Source organism: Streptoverticillium olivoreticuli subsp. olivoreticuli, from assembly GCF_003391135.1.
In the GTDB taxonomy this organism is placed as follows: domain Bacteria; phylum Actinomycetota; class Actinomycetes; order Streptomycetales; family Streptomycetaceae; genus Streptomyces; species Streptomyces blastmyceticus.
The window spans coordinates 3,116,591-3,138,095 of record NZ_CP031455.1 but is presented as its reverse complement, the minus strand read 5'-3'; the positions used below and the strand labels follow the sequence as shown (position 1 = coordinate 3,138,095).

Below are 21,505 nucleotides of genomic sequence, written 5' to 3'. Positions count from 1 at the left end.
ATGAAGAGGGCGGCCGCCGCACTGGCGGTCACGGCCGCCCTCTTCCTCGCGGGCTGCTCCTCCACCAGCGGCTCCCCGGACGGTTCCGCGACCGGCGGCACGACCGGCACCCGGCCCGACGACAGGAAGGTGAGCGGATTGCGCGGCATCACGCTTCCCTCGTGGAACACCGACGACTACGAGAGGCCCGAAGCGGGGCAGTTCCTCCGGCAGATCGCCGACACCGGGGCCCGCTGGGTGACCTTCACCCCCACCTGGTACCAGGACGGCCTCACCGACCCCGGCATGCACACCACCGAGGAGACCGCCGGGGACGACAGCCTCCGCCACATCATCGGCCTGGCGCACTCCACCGGCCTCAAGGTCATGGTCAAGCCGCACGTCGACCTGGTGAAGGGCCAGGACCGCGCGGAGATCCGGCCCGCGGACCGGGACGCGTGGTTCGCCGCGTACGGCCGCTTCATCACCCACTACGCGCGGCTCGCCGCCGACACCAAGGCCGAACAGCTCGCCGTGGGCACGGAGCTGGCCGGCACCTCGCAGGACGGCGCGCGCTGGAGCCGCGTCGTCGCGGCGGTCCGCAAGGTCTACGGGGGGCCGCTGACCTACGCCGCCAACTACGACGAGTACAAGAAGGTGCCCTTCTGGGGCGACCTCGACGTCATCGGCATCGACGCGTACTGGCCGCTGGCGGAGAAGGCCACCACGGACGCGGCCGGGCTGCGGGAGGCGTGGAAACCGATCGGCGACGAGCTGGCGGCCTTCTCCGCCCGGTGGCACCGGCAGATCCTCTTCACCGAGGCGGGCTACGTCAGCCAGCGCGGCACGACCACGGCACCGTACTCCTGGACCGTCTCCAAGAGGTCCGGCGACGACGAACAGGCCGCGGCGTACGAGGCGCTGCTCGCGGCGTTCGACGGCAAGCCGTGGTGGGCGGGCGTCTGCTGGTGGATGTGGGACGACTGGCCGGGCAGCGGCGAGACGGCGAAACGCCTCGCGTACACCCCGCACGGCAAACCGGCGGAACGCGTGCTGCGCCAGTGGTGGGGCGCGCGCTGAGCCTGTGCTTGATCCGGCTGATGCAAGCGCGAAACCGAGCCCGTCCGGCGTTTGAGGACAGGGCAGGACCCACGTCCCGGGCGCTCGATGATCCGCCGCACGCCGCAGGCGCTACGTATCGCAGTCCAGGACCGAGCCGCACAGCCCGCACCTGGCCCGCAGGCGGCCCTGCACCGGCACGCGCAGCCGCTGGTGGCACGTGGGGCAGGGGAAGCTGACCCGCAGCGGATCGTGGCCCTCGAACGCGTACCCCCCGGTGGGGGAGCTGTGCGCCGAGCGCCGGTCGCGCGCGTAGCGGTGGCGGCCGAGCCGGCCCGCGGCGGCCAGCGGGGGGCGCTGTCCGTCGCGGCGGGCCCGCGCCATGCCCTTCGTGTACGCGTCGTACGCCTGTGGGCTGGTGAACCACGGCGCGGGGTCCTCCCCGAAGGCCAGCGCCCGCTTGGCGAGGACGTAGCCGAACTCCTCGGGCGTGAGGTAGCCGAGCTTCTGCGTGGTGACGGACGACTCGCGGTACGCGTCGAGCAGCAGCCAGCCCGAACCGAGGTACGCGGCGGCGGTGTCCGTGAGGATCTCGTTGTCCCGGGTGCCGGGGAAGCCCAGGTCGAGCCGGTGCAGATAGACGTGCATGACCTCGTGCGCGAGGGCCGCGCCGATGTCCTTGCGGTGGGTCTTGAAGCGGGAGTTGAGCTCGATGAAGTACTCCGGGCCGGCGGCCAGCTCGACGCTCCCGGCGTGCCGCATCTCGCGGAAGCTGACGATCATCCGCGCGTCGGGCAGCCGGAGGTGGCGGACCATCGCCCCGGCGACCCGCTGGACGCCCAGGTAGGGGTTCTCGTCGTCGGAGAAGGCGACGTCCACGGGGAGCACGCTCGCCGCGAAGGAGTGCACCGTGTCGTAGGAGAGCCGTTTGTACAGCGCGGTGATCGCGGAGTGCACGGTGTCCAGGTGCGGAAACCCGTGCGCGATCTCGATCCCCGAGCCCACGCGACCACCCCCTGGGTCCGTCATGCGCCTTCCACTGTACGCGGGGGCCCGGCCGGGCGCGGGGCCGTCGCGCCCGCCGAGCGCCTGGCCGAAACGGAACGCTTGTCGCCCCTTCGTGCGCTCCTCATAATCACAGCGCGCCGCAAGGACTCATGTTCGAATATCGGATTGACATGAGCCTGACATTCGTCGGTGCAACCCTCCACGAAGGGAAGTCCGTTGCGCACCTTCCTCAAGGCACTGAAGAGAACCGTGGCCGTCGCCGCGGTCGCCGCCGCCACGTTCACCCTCCAGCCACTGACCGCCGCCCACGCCCACGACCCACAGGCCCGCCCCGGCGCGTCCGTCGTCGGCGGCACCCCCGCCCAGCAAGGCGAATTCCCCTGGATGGTGCGGCTGTCCATGGGCTGCGGCGGCGCCCTCTACACCCGGCAGATCGTCCTGACCGCCGCCCACTGCGTCGACGGCAGCGGCCCCAACACCTCGATCACCGCCACCGCCGGGGCCGTCGACCTCCAGTCCCCCCAGGCCGTCACCGTCAACTCCACCCAGGTCCTGCAGGCCCCCGGCTACAACGGCACCGGCAAGGACTGGGCGCTGATCAAGCTCGCCGAGCCCATCGACCAGCCGACCCTGAAGATCGCCGACACCACCGCCTACAACAACGGCACCTTCACCATCGTCGGCTGGGGCGCGGCCACCGAGGGCGGCCCCCAGGAGCGCTACCTCCTCAAGGCCACCGTCCCCTTCGTCGACGACGCCACCTGCCAGAAGGCCTACGGCGGCGCCCTCACCCCCGGCGACGAGATATGCGCCGGCTACCTCCAGCAGGGCGGCGTGGACACCTGCCAGGGCGACTCCGGCGGCCCGATGTTCCGCAAGGACGGCGCGGGCGCCTGGATCCAGGTCGGCATCGTCAGCTGGGGCCAGGGCTGCGCACGCCCCGGCTACCCCGGCGTCTACAGCGAGGTGAGCACCTTCGCCGCGAACATCAAGAGCGCGGCGGCAAGCCTCGGCGGCTGACGCCGCGGACCGGGCCGCCTGGCTCAGCCCGAACCGGGCCTCCCGGCTTGTCGGGTGCCGGTCCCGGGGCGTGAGCCCGATCCGCCGAATGGATCTCTCCGCTGCGCCGTCCGGTGGGTTGCGCCTACCCGGACGGCGCAGTCGGGCACTCTGCCCGGTACGGCTCTCCACGGCCCGTTCACGCGACCCCGGTATGACGTGGACGGGCCACCGTCATCCTTTCGGCCGATGCAGGAATGGTCGGACAGTCGACGTGTGGAGCCCATAAAGGTCCGTAACGTGAGAGCTGTGGCCGACCGCCGGCCGCGCGCCGACCCGTCCGTACGAAAGGGACCTCCGTGTCCGCCAAGCACCGCCTCGCCGCCGTCACCGTCCTCACCGCCGCCGTCGGTGCGGTGGTCTGGCCGACGGCCGGCGCCTTCGCCGCGGGTGCCTCGGGCGCCGCGGACAAGGACGGACACCCCGGCCGCCCCACCACCACCGTCCGCCAGATCCAGCTCCCGGACGGCAGCCACGCCCGCCTCACCTCCGGCGAGGGCGGCACCAAGGCCACGGTCACCACCCAGGGCAAGCAGCAGCGCACCATCGACACCACCCGCCCGGCCGCCGACATCGACCGGCTGCACCTGCGGATCATCGGCGGCGACACCGCCCGCCCCACCCTGCGCGCCGCCCTCGACGGCACCGAGCAGCCCAGCTACTACGACTTCACCTCCGGCTCCCTGCGCCACACCCCGGAGACCACCGTCACCGCGGGCGACGCGACGAAGGACACGACCAAGGACACGACCAAGGACCACCAGCGCGGCACCAAGGCCGCCCAGGGCCACGGCACCAGACCCGCCCACGAAGGCCGGACCCCGCACGGCACCTCGCACGCCCGTAACCCCACCCCGCCGGCCGCCACCGAGCACCACGGCAAGGTCCGCGCCGCGTCCAGCAACCCCGTCAAGCGCGTCGTCGAGGCGGGCGAGGCCATCAAGGGCCGGCACGACATCGGCACCCCCGCCATCGCCGGAGCGGCCCTGCTCGCCGCGGGCGGCGGCGCCTACGGCGTACGGATCGCGCTGCGCCGCTCGGGCCGCACGGAGAGGGACGCATGACCGCTGCGGTCGCGGCACCCCGCCGCCCCCGCTGACATGGACAGACCTCGGCAGGCACACGCAACGCGACGCAGCGGCAAGGAACAGGGCGAGGGACACAGCATGGCGATCACCGTGGTCATCGCGGACGACCAGGAAATGGTCCGCACCGGCTTCCGGATGATCCTGGAGAGCCAGTCCGACATCGACGTCGTCGCCGACGTCGTGGACGGCGAGGCCGCCCTGGCGGCCGTCGAGGAACACCAGCCCGACGTCCTCCTCCTCGACATCCGCATGCCCAAACTCGACGGGCTCGAGGTCACCCGCCGCCTGTCCGCCATCTCCGCCGCCCACCCCGAGCGCCACCAGCGCCCCCGCATCGTCATCGTCACCACCTTCGACCTCGACGAATACGTGCACACCGCGCTCCGCAACGGCGCCTCCGGCTTCCTCCTCAAGGACGCGAGCCCCGCCATGCTCGTCGAAGCCGTGCACGCCGCCGCCGTCGGCGACTCCCTCATCTCGCCCGCCATCACCGTCCGCCTGCTGCGCGACATGGCCCCGGCGGGCACGGCCCAACCCGCCCGCACCCCCTCCGAGCCGCTCACCGACCGCGAGGCCGACGTCGTCCGCTGCCTGGCGCGCGGCGCGACCAACGCCGAGATCGCCTCCGAACTCTTCGTCTCGCTGTCCACGGTCAAGACCCACCTCGCCAATGTGCAGCTCAAGCTCGACGCCCGTAACCGCGTCGAGATCGCCGCCTGGGCCTGGGAGAGCGGGCTGGCCACGGGCGGCACATGAACAGACTGGCCGGGTGGGCCACCCGGTACCCCCGCCGGGCCGCCGTGGCGAAGGCGGCCCTCGGCGCCGTCCTGCTGTGCCTGGTCGGCTTCGAGGGCTTCGCCCTCGCCCGGCAGCCCAGCCAGCCGCACGCCATGGTCCTCGCCTCCGGCGTCGCCGTCTGCCTGTGCGCCGTCCCCTACGGCTGGATCCCCCTGACCGTGCGCGCCGCCGTCGCGGTCACCGTCTCCCTGACCACCTCCGCCGTCCTCATGGCCACCGACCACCCCTCCGTCGTCTGGGGCATGGGCGAGGCCATCGCCCTGCTCGTCCTGCTGACCGCCGTCGTCCAGCAGGCCCCCACCCGCGTCGCCGCCACCCTCGGCCCGATGCTCGGCATCGCCTGCGTCGCCACCCCCATGCGCGACCTCGCCCCCGGGCGCTTCACCGCCGTCTTCGGCACCCTCACCGTCGTCGTCGCCGCGTACTCCCTGCTGCTGCGCAACCAGTCCGGCCAGCGCGTGCGCGACATGGCGGCCGTACGGACCGCCGAGCGGCTCGAACTCGCCCGCGAGCTCCACGACCTCGTCGCCCACCACGTCACCGGCATCGTCGTCCAGGCCCAGGCCGCCCGCTTCACCTCCCTCGACGGACCCGCCGCCGCGGCCGCGTTCGAACGGATCGAGACCTCCGCGAGCGAGTCGCTCAACGCGATGCGCCGCCTCGTCGGAGTCCTCCGCGAAGGCGACGCCCAGACCGAGCCCCTCGCGGGCCTCCCCGAAGTGCGCGCCCTCACCGAAGCCTTCGTCCGCACCGGCCCGCCCGTCGTCCTCTACATCGAACAGGGCCTGGAGGACTGGATCCCCGGCGACGTCGCCGCGGGCGTCCACCGCGTCGTCCGCGAGGCCCTCACCAACATCCGCAAGCACGCCGCCGACGCCACCGCCGTACGGATCGGGGTACGCGGCGTCGCCGCGGGCATCGAACTGCGCATCGCCGACGACGGCAGGAACGCGGCCACGCTGTCCGAAAAGGCCAGGGGAGGGGGATTCGGCCTCGTCGGCCTCAGCGAGCGGGCGAAGGCCATGGGCGGGCTGCTGCGGGCGGGCCCCGCGCCCGAGGGCGGCTGGGAGGTCACGGCCCTCTTCCCCGCCACCCGCCCCCACCCGCCACGCTGACCCGGCGCCCGGAAGGGGCGAGTCCTCCGGCGCCCGCCCGTGGCCGTTAGTCCAACACCCGTCCGCCCTTTGTCCATGGTCGGCCGCGCCCCCACACCCCAGGGTGGCGCCGTACGGACCGCGCGGAGGGAGCGAGCAGCATGACACCGGAAGGACCGCGGCACCCCGCGGACGACGGCCCCACCCGGCGGGCCGTCGTCCTCACCACCACCCTCGCCGGCCTCACCGCCGCCCTCCCCGGCAACGCCGCGAGCGCCGCACCCCGCGAGGCCGTACTGCGCTCCGCCGCGCTCGACGTCCGCGTCGACACCGCCTTCCCCCGTGTCGTCTCCTACACCGACCGCGCCACCGGAGCCACGCTGTACGGCCAGGAGGACCCCGTCACCACCCTCCTCGTCGACGGCGTCACCCACACCCCCCACGTCACCGCCACCACCCGCGGCGACCGCGCCCACTACACCCTCGCCCTCCCCGGCGGCACCCGCATCGACGTCGAGATCCACGCCGACGCCTGGCTCGTCCACTGGCGCGTCACCCGCATCACCGACACCCCCGCCCTGCGCGTCGGCACCCTGCGGATCCCCGGCCTCGCCCTGCTCAGCGTCCGCAGCACCCAGCCCGCCGCGACCCTGCTCGCCGCCCGCATCCAGCTCGACAAGAACAAGAACGGCGACACCTTCGTCCACCCCACCCCCACCACCCCCGCCGACGACCGGCCGACCGGCTGCGCCTACGCCGTCGTCAACGCGGGCCCGCTCGCCGCCGCCGTCGAGACCAACACCAGCCACGACCGGCCCGACGCGCAGAGCGCATGGGAGAACGGGCGGCTGTGGCGGCAGACCCTCCGGCGCGACGGCTACACCAAGGCCCAGCTCACCTGCGGCCAGTGGACCCACCGCGCCGCCGGAGCGGCCGTCCGCGACACCGAACCGCTGCCGTACGCGACCGTCGTCCTCACCCGCGACCGCAACGGCGACGGGCAGGCCGACTGGCAGGACGCCGCCATCGCCTTCCGCGACATCATGACCGACCCGCCCGGCGCCGACGAACAGCACCTGCGCGTCGTCCCGCACATCCCCTTCAACTTCGCCAGCCAGGCCACCAACCCCTTCCTGGCCACCCTCGACCACGTCAAACGCATCGCCCTGGCCACCGACGGACTACGGCAGTTCACCCTCCTCAAGGGCTACCAGTCCGAGGGCCACGACTCCGCCCACCCCGACTACGGCGGCAACTACAACGAACGCGCCGGAGGCCTCGCCGACCTCAACACCCTCCTGCGCGCGGGCAAGAAGTGGAACAGCGCCTTCGCCGTACACGTCAACACCACCGAGTCCTACCCCGTCGCCCACGCCTTCTCCGAGACCCTCGTCGACAGAGACGACCGGCAGTGGGACTGGCTCGACCAGTCCTACCGCATCGACGCCCGCCGCGACCTCCTCTCCGGCGACATCGTCCGCCGCTTCCGGCAGCTGCGCGACGAGACCGACCCCGCCCTCGACACCCTCTACATCGACGTCTACCGCGAATCCGGCTGGACCTCCGACCGGCTCCAGCGCGAACTGCGCGCACAGGGCTGGCGCATCACCACCGAATGGGGCCACGGACTGGAACGCTCCAGCCTCTGGTCGCACTGGGCGGGCGAGACCGACTACGGCCCCGACACCTCACGCGGCATCAACTCCCGGCTGATCCGCTTCATCCGCCACCACCAGAAAGACGTCTTCGCCGACAAATGGCCCCTCCTGGGCACCGCGAAACTCGGCTCCTTCGAAGGCTGGCAGGGCAAGACCGACTGGGAGCCCTTCCACCGGCAGCTGTGGACCGAGAACCTCCCCGCCAAATACCTGCAGGCGTTCCCGATCCACACCTGGGACGAACACCGCATCGAACTCGCCGGCGCCACCACGGTGTCCGACGAGGACGGCACCCGCCGCATCACCACCGACGGCCGCACCGTCTACGAGGGCGGCACCTACCTCCTGCCCTGGGAACCCCGCACGGCCACCGACCCCGCCAAGCTCTACCACTACAACCCCCACGGCGGCAGCACGACCTGGACCCTGCCGCGCGGCTGGTCCCGGCAGCGCACCGTCGTCCTCCACCGCCTCACCGACCGAGGGCGCGCCGACGCCCTCGAACTCCCCGTGCGCGACGGCAGGATCACCATCGAGGCCACCGCCGCACAGCCCTACGCCGTCACCCGGACCCACACCTCCACCCGCCTCCCCCGGAACCCCTCCTGGGGCGAGGGCACACCCCTGCACGACCCCGGCTTCCACTCCGGCACCCTGGACGGCTGGCAGGTCACCGGACCCGCCACCGTCACCCTCAGCGCCCTGGGCGACCGGGAACTGCTCATCGGAGCCGGGGGAGCGGCCACCGTCGCCCAACGGCTCACCCGCCTCGAAGCGGGCACCTACGCCGCGTCCGTCCAGGTCGAGGTCGGCGACACCGCGGGGGAGCGGCGCCGGGCCCGACTGGAGGTCCGCACGGCCGACGGAGTCACCGCGACGAACTGGACGGACACCTCCACGGCCGTCAACCACGTCGCCGCGGACCGCAAACACGGCACCCGCTTCCAGCGGATGACCACCCGGTTCACCGTGCCACCCACAGGCGGCCCCGTCACCCTGGCCCTGACGGCCGCGGCGGGCACCGCCCGCGTACGGTTCGACGCCGTGCGCGTCGTACGCACCGCACACCCACCGGCCACGGCCGAAGGCACCCTGGTCCACGAGGACTTCGAGGACGTCCCCCAGGGCTGGGGCCCCTTCGTCAAGGGCGACGCGGGCGGCGCCACCGACCCCCGCACCCACATCGCCCAGCGGCACGCCCCCTACACACAGCGCGGCTGGAACGGCAAAGCCGTCGACGACGTCATCGACGGCACCCAGTCCCTCAAATCCCGCGGCGAGAACCAGGGCGTGGTCTACCGCACCGTCCCCCACACCGCACGCTTCACCGCCGGACACCGCTACCGCGTCACGTTCCGCTACGAGAACGAGACGGCCGGGCAGTACGCGTGGATCACCGCCGCCGACGAACCCGCACCACGCGAGATCCAGCGCACGCCCCTGTCGGCGGCGACCTCGCCCACCACCCATACCTACGAGTTCACGGCACCCGCGAACGGCGAGACCTGGGTGGGCCTCCGCAAGGTGGGCGACAGCGGCACGGCGGAATTCGTCCTGGACACGTTCACGGTGCACGACCTCGGAGCGTAGGCCCCCACGCCCCCTGGCACGAAGAAGCCGCGTACACGAAGATCGGTCCAGGCGAAGCCGACACGGCGGGAGACCCGGACGCATGTATCACACATGGATGAGGTACTTCACCCCCGGCCCGGTCCACCACCGGCTCGGCCTCGTCTGCCTCGGCGTCGGACTCCAGCACGGCGAACTCCCCGCCGTCGGCCCCCGGACCCTCGACCACCACGTCGCCGTCGTCATCGGCGCGGGCACCGGCTGGCTCCGCACCCCCGACGGCCGCACCCGCACCGTCACCGCCCCCGCCCTCCTCTGGCTCGCCCCCGGCACCCCCCACCACTACGGAGCCGCCCCCGGCACCGGCTGGGACGAGAGCTTCGTCGACTTCACCGGCCCCGCCACCGGCGCCTACACCGAACTCGGCTACATCGAACCCCACCGCCCCCTCGTCCCCCTCACCGACACCGCGGGCGCCCGCGGTGTCGTCCACCGCATCGTCCGCGCCGCCCACCGCGGCAACCCCCACCTCGAAGTCGAGACCTCCGCCGCCGTCCACGAACTCCTCGTCGCACTCCACGGCGCCCGCGCCGACACCGCACCCGGCACCGACCCCGTCCTCGCGGCCCTCGCCCGCGACGCCTTCCTGCCGCTCTCCGTCGCCCAGCACGCCGCACGCCACGGCATGACCCCCACCGAGCTGCGCACCGCCGTGCGCCGCGGTGCCGGATGCAGCCCCAAGGACTACCTCCTGCACATCCGCCTCGGCCGCGCCAAGGAACTCCTCGCCGCGACCGAACTGCCCATAGCGGCCGTCGCCCGCCGCGTCGGCTACGACGACCCCGCCTACTTCAGCCGCCTCTTCGCCCGCCGTGTCGGCACCGCACCCGTACGCTTCCGCCGGCGCCAGGACCGCGCGGTGCCCGGCGGCTGGAGCGACCGGATCCCCGATCCGGAGCACCCACCGGTCATCGGACCTCGCCCTTCCGCATAGGCTCGGTAGACATGAGCGACAGTGCCAACGACGAGTTTGTCAGCGCCGAGCTGGGACGGCTGCGCGACAGCATCGACAACATCGACGCCGCGGTGATCCACATGCTCGCCGAGCGGTTCAAATGCACCCAGCAGGTCGGCCACCTCAAGGCCGCCCACAAACTGCCACCGGCGGACCCCGCCAGAGAAGCCCGCCAGATCACCCGCCTGCGCGAACTGGCCGAGAACGCGAAGCTGGATCCCGCGTTCGCGGAGAAGTTCCTGAACTTCATCATCGCCGAGGTCATCCGCCACCACGAGACGATCGCCCGCGCGTAGTCCCTGGGAGGGCGTCCTCAAACGCCGGACGGGCTGAGTTTCGCGGACCGTAGCCGCGAATTCAGCCCGTCCGGCGTTTGAGGACAGCGCGCGAAGCGTGCTTCGGGGTCTGGGGCGGAGCCCCCACGCGGCGGAGCCGCAAATCGGATGCAGCCGGGAAGGGGCGGGGTGGGGAACAAAGCCCGCCGCAGGCGCGGGGCGGGGCCAAGGCCGTACAGCGAACCCGGCAGCAGACCACCCGGAACCACTCCGGCCCAGCGCCAGCGCTACGGCACGATGACCCCATGCCCGTACTCACACGCGAAGAAGCGCAAACCCGAGCCCAGCTCCTCGACGTCCACCGCTACGAGATCGACCTCGACCTCACCCACGGCGACGACCTCTTCCGCTCCACCACCGTCATCCACTTCACCGCCCGCACGGCCGGCGACACCTTCGCCGAGATCAAGCCCGCGGCCCTGCACCGCGCCACCCTCGACGGCCACGCCCTCGACCCCGCGGCACTCGACGGCAACCGCCTCCCCCTCACCGGCCTCACCCCCGGCCCCCACGAACTGCGCGTCGAAGCCGACATGCGCTACTCCCGCACCGGCGAGGGCATGCACCGCTTCACCGACCCCGCCGACGGCGAGACCTACCTCTACAGCCAGGCGTTCCTCGACGACGGCCAGCGCGTCTTCGCCGCCTTCGACCAGCCCGACCTCAAGGCCGTCTTCGACGCCACCGTCACCGCGCCACCCGCCTGGACCGTCCTCGGCAACGCCGTCGCCACCCGCGTCGGAAACCCCGCGGAAGGACGCTGGAAGCTCGCCACCACCCAGCCCCTGAGCACCTACTTCGTCGCCTTCGCCGCAGGCCCCTGGCACTCCGTGCGCACCGAGCACGCCGGACTGCCCTTCGCCCTGCACTGCCGCCGCTCCCTCGCCGAACACCTCGACACCGACGCCGAGGAAATCCTCGACATCACCCGCCGCAGCTTCGACCGCTTCCACGAGATCTTCGAAGAGCCCTACCCCTTCGACTCCTACGACCAGGCATTCGTCCCCGAATTCAACGCCGGGGCCATGGAGAACCCCGGCCTCGTCACCTTCCGCGACGAATACGTCTTCCGCTCCGCCGTCACCGGCACCGAACGCCTCACCCGCGCCACGACCATCGCCCACGAGATGGCCCACATGTGGTTCGGCGACCTCGTCACCCTCCAATGGTGGGACGACATCTGGCTCAACGAGTCCTTCGCCGAATACATGGGCGTCCAGATCATCGCCGAGACCACCCACCACACCGACACCTGGACCGACTTCGCCGCCGGCCGCAAGGGCTGGGGCTACGACGCCGACCAGCGCCCCTCCACCCACCCCGTCGCCCCCGACGCCGACGCCGTCCGCGACACCGCCTCCGCACTCCTGAACTTCGACGGCATCTCCTACGCCAAGGGCGCCTCCGCGCTGCGCCAACTCGTCGCCTGGCTCGGCGAGAAGGACTTCCTCGCCGGCATCAACGACCACTTCGCCCGCCACCGCTTCGGCAACGCCACCCTCGCCGACTTCCTCGACTCCCTCGCCCGCGCCTCCGACCGCGACGTCCACACCTGGGCCGACACCTGGCTCCGCACCACCGGCGTCGACACCATCACCCCCGCCATCACCACCCCCGACACCGCCACCGGCTGGCAGGTCACCCTCCAGCACGACGGCACCCGCCCCCACCACCTCGCCCTCGGCCTCTACGACCCTCACCCCGACGACCCCCGCACCCTCACCCTCCGCGACCGCCCCACCACCGACCTCCCCGCGGGCGGCGACCACACCCTCACCCTCCCCGGCCCCCGCCCCGCGCTGCTCCTCCCCAACGACGGCGACCTCACCTACGCCAAGATCCGCCTCGACGCCGCCTCCTGGGACACCGCCCAGCGCTCCCTCTCCGGCCTCCCCGACCCCCTCGCCCGCGCCGTCCTGTGGAACGCCGCCCGCGACATGGTCCGCGACGCCGAACTCGCCCCCGCCGCCTACCTCGACGCCGCCCGCGCCCACCTGCCCCACGAAACCGACACCGCCATCACCCGCGGCGTCCTCGCCTTCGCCCGCCAGCAGATCGCCGACCGCTACACCCACCCCACCGCCCGCCCCATCGCCCTCGCCACCCTCACCGACCTCTGCCACGACCTCCTCGACCGCACCACCCACCCCGAAACCACCCCCGGCCACGACACCCAGGGCCTGCGCCTCACCGCCGTACGCACCCTCATCGACAGCGCCACCACCCCCGACACCCTCCAGGACTGGCTCACCGCCGGCACCGCACCCGGCGGACCCGCCCTCGACGCCGAACTCCGCTGGCGCGCCCTCGCCCGCCTCGCCACCCTCGGCGCCACCACCCCCGCCGCCATCGACGCCGAACTCGCCCGCGACCCCAGCGCCACCGGCCAGGAGGGCGCCGCCCGCTGCCGCGCCGCCCTCCCCGACCCCGCGGCCAAGGAAGCCGCCTGGGAAGCCATGTACGACCGCGACGACCTCTCCAACTACCTCTTCATCGCCACCGCCCAAGGCTTCTGGCAGCCCGAACAGCCCGACCTCCTGACCCCCTACCGCGACCGCTACTTCCCCGCCGCCACCGCGCTCGCCGCCCGCCGCGGCCCCGCGCTCGCCGACGCCGCCGGCCGCCACGGCTTCCCGCTGCCCTTCGTCGACACCGACACCCTCCGCCTCGGCGAGGAATGCCTGGACACCGCCGACCTCACCCCCGCGCTGCGCCGCAAACTCGTCGACCAGATCGACGACCTCCGCCGCGCCCTCACCGTCCGCGCCGCCCGGCCCTGACACTCCTGAAAAACGCCGAGGCTCCCGTGACCCTCAACAGGGTCACGGGAGCCTCGGCACACCCACACGGCGCCCGGCGCCGCCGGCGTCAGTCGCGCTTGTCGCCCACCGCGTCCGACGGCTCGGCCGTACGCAGCTCCTCCAGGAAACGGTCCACGACGCCGCTCTGCGACGCGAAGTCCGCCACCGGCTCACCGGCGATCCGGCCCGCCAGCTCCGTCGCCAGCACACCGACCTGCTCACGCAGCTCGGCCTCCGCGACCGCACGCTCGGCGTCGATCACGGCGTGCCCGGCGGAGATGATCTCCTCGCGCTGCCGCTGACCCTCGGCCCGCAGCTCCGCGATGATCGCCGTACCCTGCTCCACCGACTCCTGACGCAGCCGAGCGGCCTCGTGCCGCGCCTCGGCCAGCAGCTCCTGGTACTCGGCGTGGACGCGCGCGGCCTCCGCACGCGTCGCCTCCGCCTCGTCGAAGCGCCCGCCCGTGGCCTTCTCGCGCTCGACGAGGACCTTGCTGATCCGGGGGAGCAGCACCTTCGCCATCACGGCGAAAACGATGAAGAAAAGGACGAACCCAAGGACGAGCGGCGCGGGCTCGGGCTTGAGCGGCCCTACGTCGATAGCGAGAAAGTTCATGGCCATGGGTGCAGATTAGTCGACGACGAGCCCGAAGTCCGCCCCGCACCCCATTAGCAGACCCGACTCCCCGCCGCCGCACGGCATACCACCATCGGGCGAAACCCCTCCGGACCCCGGTCACCGAACGTGCGCCACCAGTAACTTGATGCAGTTACCGCCCACCCGGACCCCGGCCGCCCACCCGCAGGACAACCCAAAAGGGGGCACAACCATGCCCGAGACCGCCCACCCGCCCCTCCCGCCCCTCGCCGGAGGCACCCAGGGCCCCTCGGCACTCCGCCCCCTCCTCGACACCGTCCTCGACGCCCTCACCCAAGGCGCCACCACCCGGGCCGGCCCCCTCCCCGCAGGCGGCCCCCACACCGTCACCGCCCGCATCCGCGCCACCGCCACCCCCGTGCTCCCCGCCGACGGCACCGGCCCCCACGAATCCCTGCGCACACTCGTACGGGCCCTCGCCGAAGGCAGCGCCGACCCCGCCGACCCGCACTGCGCCGCCCACCTCCACACCCCGCCGCTCGCCCTCGCCACCGCCGCCGACCTCGCCGCCGGCGCCCTCAACCCCTCACTCGACTCCTGGGACCAGGCCCCCGCCGCCTCCGCCCTGGAAACCGAGGTGCTCCACGCCCTGGCCGCCCTCGCCTACCCCACCCGCCCCGCACCCGACGCCGTCACCACCACCGGAGGCACCGAGTCCAACCACCTCGCCCTCCTCCTCGCACGCGAAGAAGCAGGCGCGATCCACCGACGCGCACACGAGGGCGTACGCGACCCGGCGGGCGGAATCACACCCGGAACCAGGAGCGACAGGGCCGCGTACGACTGTGCGTACGGACCCGCGACCGCGACCACCCCGCACCGGACCGACCACGCCGACGCCCCCGGCACGCCACCCCCGCCCCTCCGCGTCATCTGCGGAGCCAACGCCCACCACAGCATCCACCGCGCCACCTGGCTCCTCGGCCTCCCCGCACCCCACGTCCTGGCCACCCCCACCGGCACCATCGACCCCGCACACCTGCACACCGCCCTCGACACCCACCACGCCACCCCCACCCTCGTCGTCGCCACCGCCGGCACCACCGACACCGGCCGCATCGACCCCCTGCCCCGCCTCGCCGACCTCTGCGACACCCACCGCGCCCGCCTGCACATCGACGCCTCCTACGGCGGACCCCTCCTCTTCAGCGACACCCTGCGCCCCGCCCTCGACGGACTCGACCGCGCCCACACCATCGCCCTCGACCTGCACAAACTCGGCTGGCAACCCATCGCAGCAGGCATCCTCGCCGTCCCCGACACCACCGCCCTGCACCCGCTCACCCACCACACCGACTACCTCAACGCCCCCGACGACACCCACGCCGGACTCCCCGACCTCCTCGGCCGCTCCCTGCGCACCACCCGCCGACCCGACATCCTCAAGATCGCCGTCACCCTCCGCGCCCTCGGCCGCAACGGCCTGGGCCGCCTCGTCGAACGCGTCTGCGCCACCGCACACCACCTCGCCGACCTCGTCGACGCCCACCCACGCTTCGAACTCCACGCCCGCCCCACCCTCAGCACCGTCCTCTTCCGCCCCACCGGCACCGACGACCACACCCTCGCCACCACCCGGCGCCGCCTCCTCCACAGCGGCCGCGCCGTCCTCGGCCGCGCCACCACCCCCGAAGGACTCTGGCTGAAAACCACCCTCCTCAACCCCCACACCACCCCCGACCACCTCCGCACCCTCCTCAACCTCGTGGAAGGCCACATCCACCCATGAGCAACGCCAACCCCCCGAAGAAGGCCGGCCGCACCACCCCCGACACCGCCACCCAACCCGGCCCCCGCACCACCCCCGACCAGCCCCTCGACATCGCCGGCATCGGCATCGGCCCCTTCAACCTCTCCCTCGCCGCCCTCGCCCACGGCATCCCCGCACTCCGCACCGCCTGCTACGACCAGACCCCCACCTTCCGCTGGCACCCCGGCCTCCTCATCGACGGCACCGCCCTCCAAGTCCCCTTCCTCGCCGACCTCGTCACCCTCGCCGACCCCACCAGCCCCTGGACCTTCCTCAACTACCTCAAGGACCGCGAACGCCTCTACCCCTTCTACTTCGCCGAGCGCTTCCACATCCAACGCGCCGAATACGACGCCTACTGCCGCTGGGTCAGCCAATCCCTCCCCGGCCTCCACTTCGGCCACCAGATCGACGCCCTCCGCTGGAACCCCGAACGCAACCTCTTCGAAATCGACTACACCCAACTCGACACCGAAGGAGAAGCCGAAGCACTCGGCCGCGCCTACGCCCGCAACCTCGTCCTCGGCGTCGGCACCACCCCCCACATCCCCGAACCCCTGCGCCCCCTCACCGAAGCCCCCGCCGTCCCCGTCATCCACTCGGCCGACTACCTCGACCACCGCGAGAAGATCCTCGCCGCCGACCACATCACCGTCATCGGCTCCGGCCAGTCCGGCGCGGAAGTCTTCCTCGACCTCCTCCGCAACCGCCCCACCGGCCGCGAAAAACTCCACTGGCTCGCCCGCACCCCCGCCTTCGCCCCCATGGAATACAGCAAGCTCGGGCTCGAACAATTCACCCCCGACTACACCCGCTACTTCCACGCCCTCCCCGAAGGCGTACGCAACCAACTCCTGCCCCAGCAATGGCAACTCCACAAGGGCATCGCCACCGAAACCCTCGCCGACATCCACGAAGAGCTCTACCGCCGCAGCCTCCACGGCGGCTGGCCCGACACCGTCCTCACCCCAGGAGTCTTCGTCCGCACCGCAGGACGCGTCGGCACCACTCGCGTCGAACTCCACCTCGAACACGCCCAGCAAGGCACCCGCTCCCGCATCACCACCGACGCCGTCGTCCTCGCCACCGGCTACCGCGAACGCCGCACCGACACCCTCCTCGCCGCCCTCGACCCCTACATCCGCCGCGACCACAGCGACCGCCCCCGCATCGACGAGAACCACCGCCTCGTCCTCGACCCCCTGGTCAAGGGCGCCGTCCACGTCCAGAACGCCGAACGCCACACCCACGGCATCGGCACCCCCGACCTCGGCCTCGCCGCCTGGCGCAGCGCCGTCATCCTCAACGCCATCACCGGAAAGACGGTCTACCCCCTCCCCGAGCGGACCGCCTTCACCACCTTCGGCCTGGAGCCGCGACCACAGCCGCGACCCCGGACCACCACCTCAGAAGACCGGCGCACCATCCCGCGTCAACTTCCAGTCCACTGACGCGAAACTCCCCACATCGATCGCCCCCTGGGCCCGCACCCACGAGATGATCGTGTTACGGATCTCCTCCGAATTCGCCCACACCTGCTTCGCCCGGGCGACATGCGGAAAATTCCCCCCGCCACTCGCCCGGTAGTTGTTCACCGCCAACACGAACCGCGCCGCGTCGTCCAGCGGCTTCCCGTCGAACATGAGCTTCGCGATCCGCGCCCCCGGCGCCTTCGCGATGTCGATCTCGTACGAGAGGCCGCTGACCGCGTCATAGTTGAAGTCCGGAATGTTCTCGGCATTCGTCAGCTTCGCCGGATCCACCACCGCACCCGCCGCCGTCCGCACGTAATAGCGCGCCGAGAACTCCAGATACTCCCGCATCTGCGCACCCGTCAGAACCCGCGCCTCCAGCGTGTTCTCGAACGGATAAAGACCCGCCACCTCACGGATCGTCACCTTCCCCGCCGGCACCCCCGCCGTACGCGAGAAACACGACGCCTGCGACAACACCGGCAACCCCGCGAACTCCGTCCCCGCCAACGCCGCCCGCACCGTCTCCGCCTGCACATGATTGATGAAATCAATCACCGGCGTGTCCTTGTACGGAGCCTCCGCCGCACTCATCGCCGCCGACGACGTACCGATCACCTGATTCACATACGCCACCACCTTCCGGTGCTCACCGCGCAACAACCCGGTGATCCTCCGGTCCTCGGCGACCGTATTCGAATTCAGCACCTTCGCCGCCACCCCGGCCACCCGCCAGCAACCCTTCTCCCACACCAGATCAAAGTCGAACAACGTCAACCGCTGCCCCCACTTCAACGGCTCCGACAACACCACCTCCTTGCCCGACTCCTTGTTCACCACCCGGTACTCGGGAATCTCCACATGCGCATGACCGACCAGAATCGCATCGATCCCCGGCACCTGCTCCGCCACCAACGCCGCCGCATTCTCGACATACGGCAACTGATCCCCGTACGACGACGTACCACTGCTCCCCGCATGCGCCGCGACAATCACCACATCCGCACCCATCGACCGAAGCTTCGGCACCCACTTCGCCGCCTGCTCCTCCAGCCCCGGGAACACCATCTTCCCCTGCACATTCGCCTTGTCCCAGATCGCGATCCCCGGATTCGTCAACCCCAGGATCGCCACCCGAACATCACGGCCGAACGGCGCCCGCACCCGCTTGATCACATACGGCGGAAAAGCCGGCCGCAACGTCTTCGCATCCAGCGCGTTTGCACCCAGCAACGGGAACTCGCACTGCTCCTCGAACTTCCGCAGCACCGGAATCCCGTAATTGAACTCGTGATTCCCCAACGCCGCCGCGTCATACCCGATCGCGTTCATCGCCCGCGCCATCGGATGCACCGGACCATGCGCCTTCGTGATCGGATCCACCCGCGCGTAATAATACGAAAGCTGAGTGCCCTGAATCGTGTCACCCGCATCGATCAGCAGCGTATTCCGCCGCCCCTTCTCCTTGCGGACCTCATTCACCAACGTCGAGATCTTCGCCAGACCCACATCGTTGTGCGCCTTGTCGTCGAACTCCGCATCAGTGAAATAGTCCCAGTTGAAGACATTCCCATGCAGATCCGTCGTCCCCATCACCGTCAACGCATAATGCCTGCCCCGCCCGCCACTTCGGCCCGGCACCGCCTCCCGCGCCTCGGCAGACCCGGCACCCACCGACCCCACCAGCGCGACACCCGCACCCGTGGCGGCCGTACGCCCCAGAAAATTCCTCCGGTTCAGCGGCACTTCAACTCCTTGATCCAGCTGCTCACGACACTGACAACGCGCGTAGATTCTGGCCTCGGCACCCCCAACCGGAACACCCCCACAAGGTTGCGAAACGGTGACTCCCGCGTAGCGCCCGCATGCACCCGGGCTGAGACGCTGACCCCATGACCACACCCGCACCCCTGCCCTACGGCACCCCCGACAGCCCCCGCCTCGCCGTCCGCGGCGAAGCCCGCCTCGAAGTCGACCCCGAAATCGCCCATATCGGCATCACCATCAGCGCCCGCGGCACCGACCGCACCACAGCCCTCGGCGACCTCACCCGCCGCAACAACCAGACCCTCGACCTGCTCAAGTCCTACGGCGACACCGTCGAAAAACTCGAAACCGGCACCTTCACCATCACCCCGCAACTCACCGAGAAGGGCCGCCACGAACGCATCCACGCCTACCACGGCAGCGTCCACCTCACCGCCACCCTCGGCGACTTCACCACCCTCGGCGAACTCACCACCCGCCTCGCCGCACTCGACCTCACCCGCGTCGACGGCCCCTGGTGGGCCCTGCGCCCCGACTCACCCGCCCACCGCGAGGCCCGCCAACAGGCCGTACGCGAAGCCGTGCAGCGCGCCCGCGAATACGCCGGAGCCCTCGGCGCCCGGCTCGTCGCCCTGGTGGAACTCGCCGACCTCGGAGCCGAGAACACGGCCCCCGTCGGACTGCCCCCCGCCCCCGGCGGAATGATGCGCTCCGCGGCGTACGGAGGCGCCGCCCCCACCCCCGCGCTCGACCTCGAACCCCAGCGCCAGAGCGTCTACGCACAGGTCAACGCCCGCTTCACCATGACACCCCCCGTCCTCTGAGACCGGCGCGCGGGGAGTGCGCGGAACGCTCATCAGAGCACCCCCGCGCACGTTTCACTAATTGTCAACAAGCTTTTACTCAACGGACGTTGGGGAGTCGCGGCCGGCCAATTCTCTACCCGCCGGTAGGTCATAAGGTCGTGCCATGCGCCGAGCAAAAATCGTCTGCACCCTGGGACCGGCCACCGACTCGTACGAGCAGATCAAGTCGCTCGTCGAAGCCGGAATGGACGTGGCCCGCTTCAACCTCAGCCATGGCACCTACGTCGACCACGAGGCGCGGTATCAGCGAGTGCGCAAGGCCGCCGAGGAGACCGGCCGCAGCATCGGCATCCTCGCCGACCTTCAAGGCCCGAAGATCCGCCTGGGCCGATTCCGCGAAGGTCCCGTACTTCTTGAACGCGGCGACGAGTTCACCATCACCGTCGAGGACATCGAGGGCGACCGCCACCGCTGCGGCACCACCTACGACGGCCTCGCCGCCGACGTCACCAGGGGCGAACGCATCCTCGTCGACGACGGCCGCGTCACCCTGGAGGTCACCTCCGTCGACGGCCCCCGCGTACGGACCGTCGTCATTGAAGGCGGCATGGTCTCCGACAACAAGGGCCTCAACCTCCCCGGCGTCGCCGTCTCCGTCCCCGCCCTCTCCGAGAAGGACGTCGAAGACCTCCGCTGGGCCATCAGGACGGGCGCCGACATCATCGCCCTCTCCTTCGTCCGCAGCGAGCACGACATCGTGGACGTCCACCGCGTCATGGACGAGGAGGGCCGCCGCCTCCCCGTCATCGCGAAGATCGAGAAGCCGCAGGCCGTCGAGAACCTCCAGGGCATCGTCGACGCCTTCGACGGCATCATGGTCGCCCGCGGCGACCTGGGCGTCGAAATGCCCCTCGAAATGGTCCCGATCGTGCAGAAGCGCGCCATCAAACTCGCCCGGCGCAACGCCAAACCGGTCATCGTTGCCACCCAGATGCTCGACTCGATGATCGACGCCTCCCGCCCCACCCGCGCCGAGGCCTCCGACGTCGCCAACGCGGTCATCGACGGCACGGACGCGGTCATGCTTTCGGGTGAGACCAGCGTCGGCAAATACCCCGTGGAGACCGTCAAGACGATGGGCCGCATCGTCACGGCGGCGGAAGAGGACGTCCTCGCCAAGGGCCTCCCACCGCTCAGCGAACGCGGCAAGCCCCGCACCCAGGGCGGCTCCGTCGCCCGCGCCGCCGCCGAGATGGGCGACTTCCTCGGCGCGAAGTACCTGGTCGCCTTCACCCAATCCGGTGACACGGCACGACGCCTGTCCCGCTACCGCTCCCCGATCCCCCTGCTGGCCTTCACCCCCGAGCCGGCCACCCGCTCCCAACTCAACCTCACCTGGGGCGTGGAGACCTTCCTGGGCCCCATGGTCCAGACGACCGACGAAATGGTCGACCAGGTCGACGAACACCTGCTGAAGATCGGCCGCTGCCAGAAGGGCGACATGGTCATCATCACGGCCGGCTCCCCGCCGGGGGTCGCGGGCACGACGAACCTGGTGCGGGTGCACCACATCGGAGAGGAGTAAAAAA

16 protein-coding genes are annotated in these 21,505 nt (G+C 71.4%); 13 read left to right on the top strand and 3 right to left on the bottom strand.

What is annotated here, in order from left to right; translation table 11 throughout:
* Positions 1-1,059: a glycoside hydrolase family 113 gene (locus tag DXZ73_RS13265; RefSeq protein WP_240351728.1), complete on the top strand. Its 1,059-nt coding sequence runs from the start codon at positions 1-3 to the stop codon at positions 1,057-1,059.
* Between the two features lie 111 nt (positions 1,060-1,170).
* Here DXZ73_RS13265 and DXZ73_RS13260 read toward each other — a convergent pair whose 3' ends face one another.
* Positions 1,171-2,067 carry a hypothetical protein gene (locus tag DXZ73_RS13260; RefSeq protein ID WP_162890155.1) on the bottom strand — a complete coding sequence of 299 codons (897 nt, stop codon included), beginning with the start codon at positions 2,065-2,067 and terminating at the stop codon, positions 1,171-1,173.
* Between the two features lie 195 nt (positions 2,068-2,262).
* Here DXZ73_RS13260 and DXZ73_RS13255 point away from each other — a divergent pair, with 195 nt between their 5' ends.
* From DXZ73_RS13255 to pepN, 8 genes are all read left to right on the top strand, one after another.
* The gene (locus tag DXZ73_RS13255; protein ID WP_116211199.1) at positions 2,263-3,066 is read left to right on the top strand and encodes a S1 family peptidase; all 804 of its coding nucleotides are present in this window, start codon (positions 2,263-2,265) and stop codon (positions 3,064-3,066) included.
* Positions 3,067-3,404: 338 nt separating this feature from the next.
* Complete coding sequence (locus DXZ73_RS13250) at positions 3,405-4,169, top strand: hypothetical protein (protein WP_116211198.1); 765 nt, start codon at positions 3,405-3,407, stop codon at positions 4,167-4,169.
* A 102-nt stretch (positions 4,170-4,271) separates the two neighbouring features.
* Positions 4,272-4,949 carry a response regulator gene (locus tag DXZ73_RS13245; RefSeq protein ID WP_116211197.1) on the top strand — a complete coding sequence of 226 codons (678 nt, stop codon included), beginning with the start codon at positions 4,272-4,274 and terminating at the stop codon, positions 4,947-4,949.
* Positions 4,946-6,106, top strand: coding sequence for a sensor histidine kinase (locus DXZ73_RS13240; protein ID WP_116211196.1), 1,161 nt, complete (start codon positions 4,946-4,948; stop codon positions 6,104-6,106). Before DXZ73_RS13245 ends, DXZ73_RS13240 begins: the two co-directional genes overlap by 4 nt.
* A gap of 140 nt (positions 6,107-6,246) precedes the next feature.
* Positions 6,247-9,333, top strand: a complete 3,087-nt coding sequence (locus DXZ73_RS13235) for an endo-alpha-N-acetylgalactosaminidase family protein (protein ID WP_116211195.1) — start codon at positions 6,247-6,249, stop codon at positions 9,331-9,333.
* Positions 9,334-9,415: 82 nt separating this feature from the next.
* The gene (locus tag DXZ73_RS13230) at positions 9,416-10,306 is read left to right on the top strand and encodes a helix-turn-helix domain-containing protein (RefSeq protein ID WP_116211194.1); all 891 of its coding nucleotides are present in this window, start codon (positions 9,416-9,418) and stop codon (positions 10,304-10,306) included.
* Positions 10,307-10,317: 11 nt separating this feature from the next.
* The gene (locus tag DXZ73_RS13225) at positions 10,318-10,623 is read left to right on the top strand and encodes a chorismate mutase (RefSeq protein ID WP_116211193.1); all 306 of its coding nucleotides are present in this window, start codon (positions 10,318-10,320) and stop codon (positions 10,621-10,623) included.
* A gap of 284 nt (positions 10,624-10,907) precedes the next feature.
* Positions 10,908-13,442, top strand: coding sequence for an aminopeptidase N (gene pepN / locus DXZ73_RS13220; RefSeq protein WP_116211192.1), 2,535 nt, complete (start codon positions 10,908-10,910; stop codon positions 13,440-13,442).
* A gap of 88 nt (positions 13,443-13,530) precedes the next feature.
* Here pepN and atpF read toward each other — a convergent pair whose 3' ends face one another.
* On the bottom strand, positions 13,531-14,085 hold the full coding sequence (gene atpF / locus DXZ73_RS13215; protein ID WP_116211191.1) for a F0F1 ATP synthase subunit B: 555 nt from the start codon (positions 14,083-14,085) through the stop codon (positions 13,531-13,533).
* Positions 14,086-14,293: 208 nt separating this feature from the next.
* Here atpF and DXZ73_RS13210 point away from each other — a divergent pair, with 208 nt between their 5' ends.
* Entirely contained in the window at positions 14,294-15,850 is a 1,557-nt protein-coding gene (locus tag DXZ73_RS13210) for a pyridoxal phosphate-dependent decarboxylase family protein (protein WP_116211190.1), read from the top strand.
* A complete protein-coding gene (locus DXZ73_RS13205; protein ID WP_116211189.1) occupies positions 15,847-17,322 on the top strand; it encodes a lysine N(6)-hydroxylase/L-ornithine N(5)-oxygenase family protein in 1,476 nt (491 codons plus the stop codon). Before DXZ73_RS13210 ends, DXZ73_RS13205 begins: the two co-directional genes overlap by 4 nt.
* On the opposite strand, the gene DXZ73_RS13200 is transcribed toward DXZ73_RS13205, so the two are convergent.
* Entirely contained in the window at positions 17,278-19,089 is a 1,812-nt protein-coding gene (locus DXZ73_RS13200) for a bifunctional metallophosphatase/5'-nucleotidase (protein WP_116211188.1), read from the bottom strand. The two genes, DXZ73_RS13205 and DXZ73_RS13200, sit on opposite strands and share 45 nt — an antisense overlap.
* A 146-nt stretch (positions 19,090-19,235) precedes the next feature.
* On the opposite strand from DXZ73_RS13200, the gene DXZ73_RS13195 reads away from it, so the two are divergent.
* Together DXZ73_RS13195 and pyk are read left to right on the top strand one after the other, a co-directional pair.
* On the top strand, positions 19,236-19,934 hold the full coding sequence (locus DXZ73_RS13195) for an SIMPL domain-containing protein (RefSeq protein ID WP_116211187.1): 699 nt from the start codon (positions 19,236-19,238) through the stop codon (positions 19,932-19,934).
* A gap of 145 nt (positions 19,935-20,079) precedes the next feature.
* The gene (gene pyk, locus DXZ73_RS13190; protein WP_116211186.1) at positions 20,080-21,501 is read left to right on the top strand and encodes a pyruvate kinase; all 1,422 of its coding nucleotides are present in this window, start codon (positions 20,080-20,082) and stop codon (positions 21,499-21,501) included.
* Positions 21,502-21,505: the final 4 nt, after the last annotated feature.

What these genes read in the sequence shown, in the direction of transcription:
- DXZ73_RS13265 (WP_240351728.1), top strand. Translation starts at nt 1, where the DNA reads ATGAAGAGGGCGGCCGCCGCACTGGCGGTCACGGCCGCCCTCTTCCTC.
- DXZ73_RS13260 (WP_162890155.1), bottom strand. Translation starts at nt 2,067, where the DNA reads ATGACGGACCCAGGGGGTGGTCGCGTGGGCTCGGGGATCGAGATCGCG.
- DXZ73_RS13245 (WP_116211197.1), top strand. Translation starts at nt 4,272, where the DNA reads ATGGCGATCACCGTGGTCATCGCGGACGACCAGGAAATGGTCCGCACC.
- DXZ73_RS13240 (WP_116211196.1), top strand. Translation starts at nt 4,946, where the DNA reads ATGAACAGACTGGCCGGGTGGGCCACCCGGTACCCCCGCCGGGCCGCC.
- DXZ73_RS13235 (WP_116211195.1), top strand. Translation starts at nt 6,247, where the DNA reads ATGACACCGGAAGGACCGCGGCACCCCGCGGACGACGGCCCCACCCGG.
- DXZ73_RS13230 (WP_116211194.1), top strand. Translation starts at nt 9,416, where the DNA reads ATGTATCACACATGGATGAGGTACTTCACCCCCGGCCCGGTCCACCAC.
- DXZ73_RS13225 (WP_116211193.1), top strand. Translation starts at nt 10,318, where the DNA reads ATGAGCGACAGTGCCAACGACGAGTTTGTCAGCGCCGAGCTGGGACGG.
- pepN (WP_116211192.1), top strand. Translation starts at nt 10,908, where the DNA reads ATGCCCGTACTCACACGCGAAGAAGCGCAAACCCGAGCCCAGCTCCTC.
- atpF (WP_116211191.1), bottom strand. Translation starts at nt 14,085, where the DNA reads ATGGCCATGAACTTTCTCGCTATCGACGTAGGGCCGCTCAAGCCCGAG.
- DXZ73_RS13210 (WP_116211190.1), top strand. Translation starts at nt 14,294, where the DNA reads ATGCCCGAGACCGCCCACCCGCCCCTCCCGCCCCTCGCCGGAGGCACC.
- DXZ73_RS13205 (WP_116211189.1), top strand. Translation starts at nt 15,847, where the DNA reads ATGAGCAACGCCAACCCCCCGAAGAAGGCCGGCCGCACCACCCCCGAC.
- DXZ73_RS13195 (WP_116211187.1), top strand. Translation starts at nt 19,236, where the DNA reads ATGACCACACCCGCACCCCTGCCCTACGGCACCCCCGACAGCCCCCGC.
- pyk (WP_116211186.1), top strand. Translation starts at nt 20,080, where the DNA reads ATGCGCCGAGCAAAAATCGTCTGCACCCTGGGACCGGCCACCGACTCG.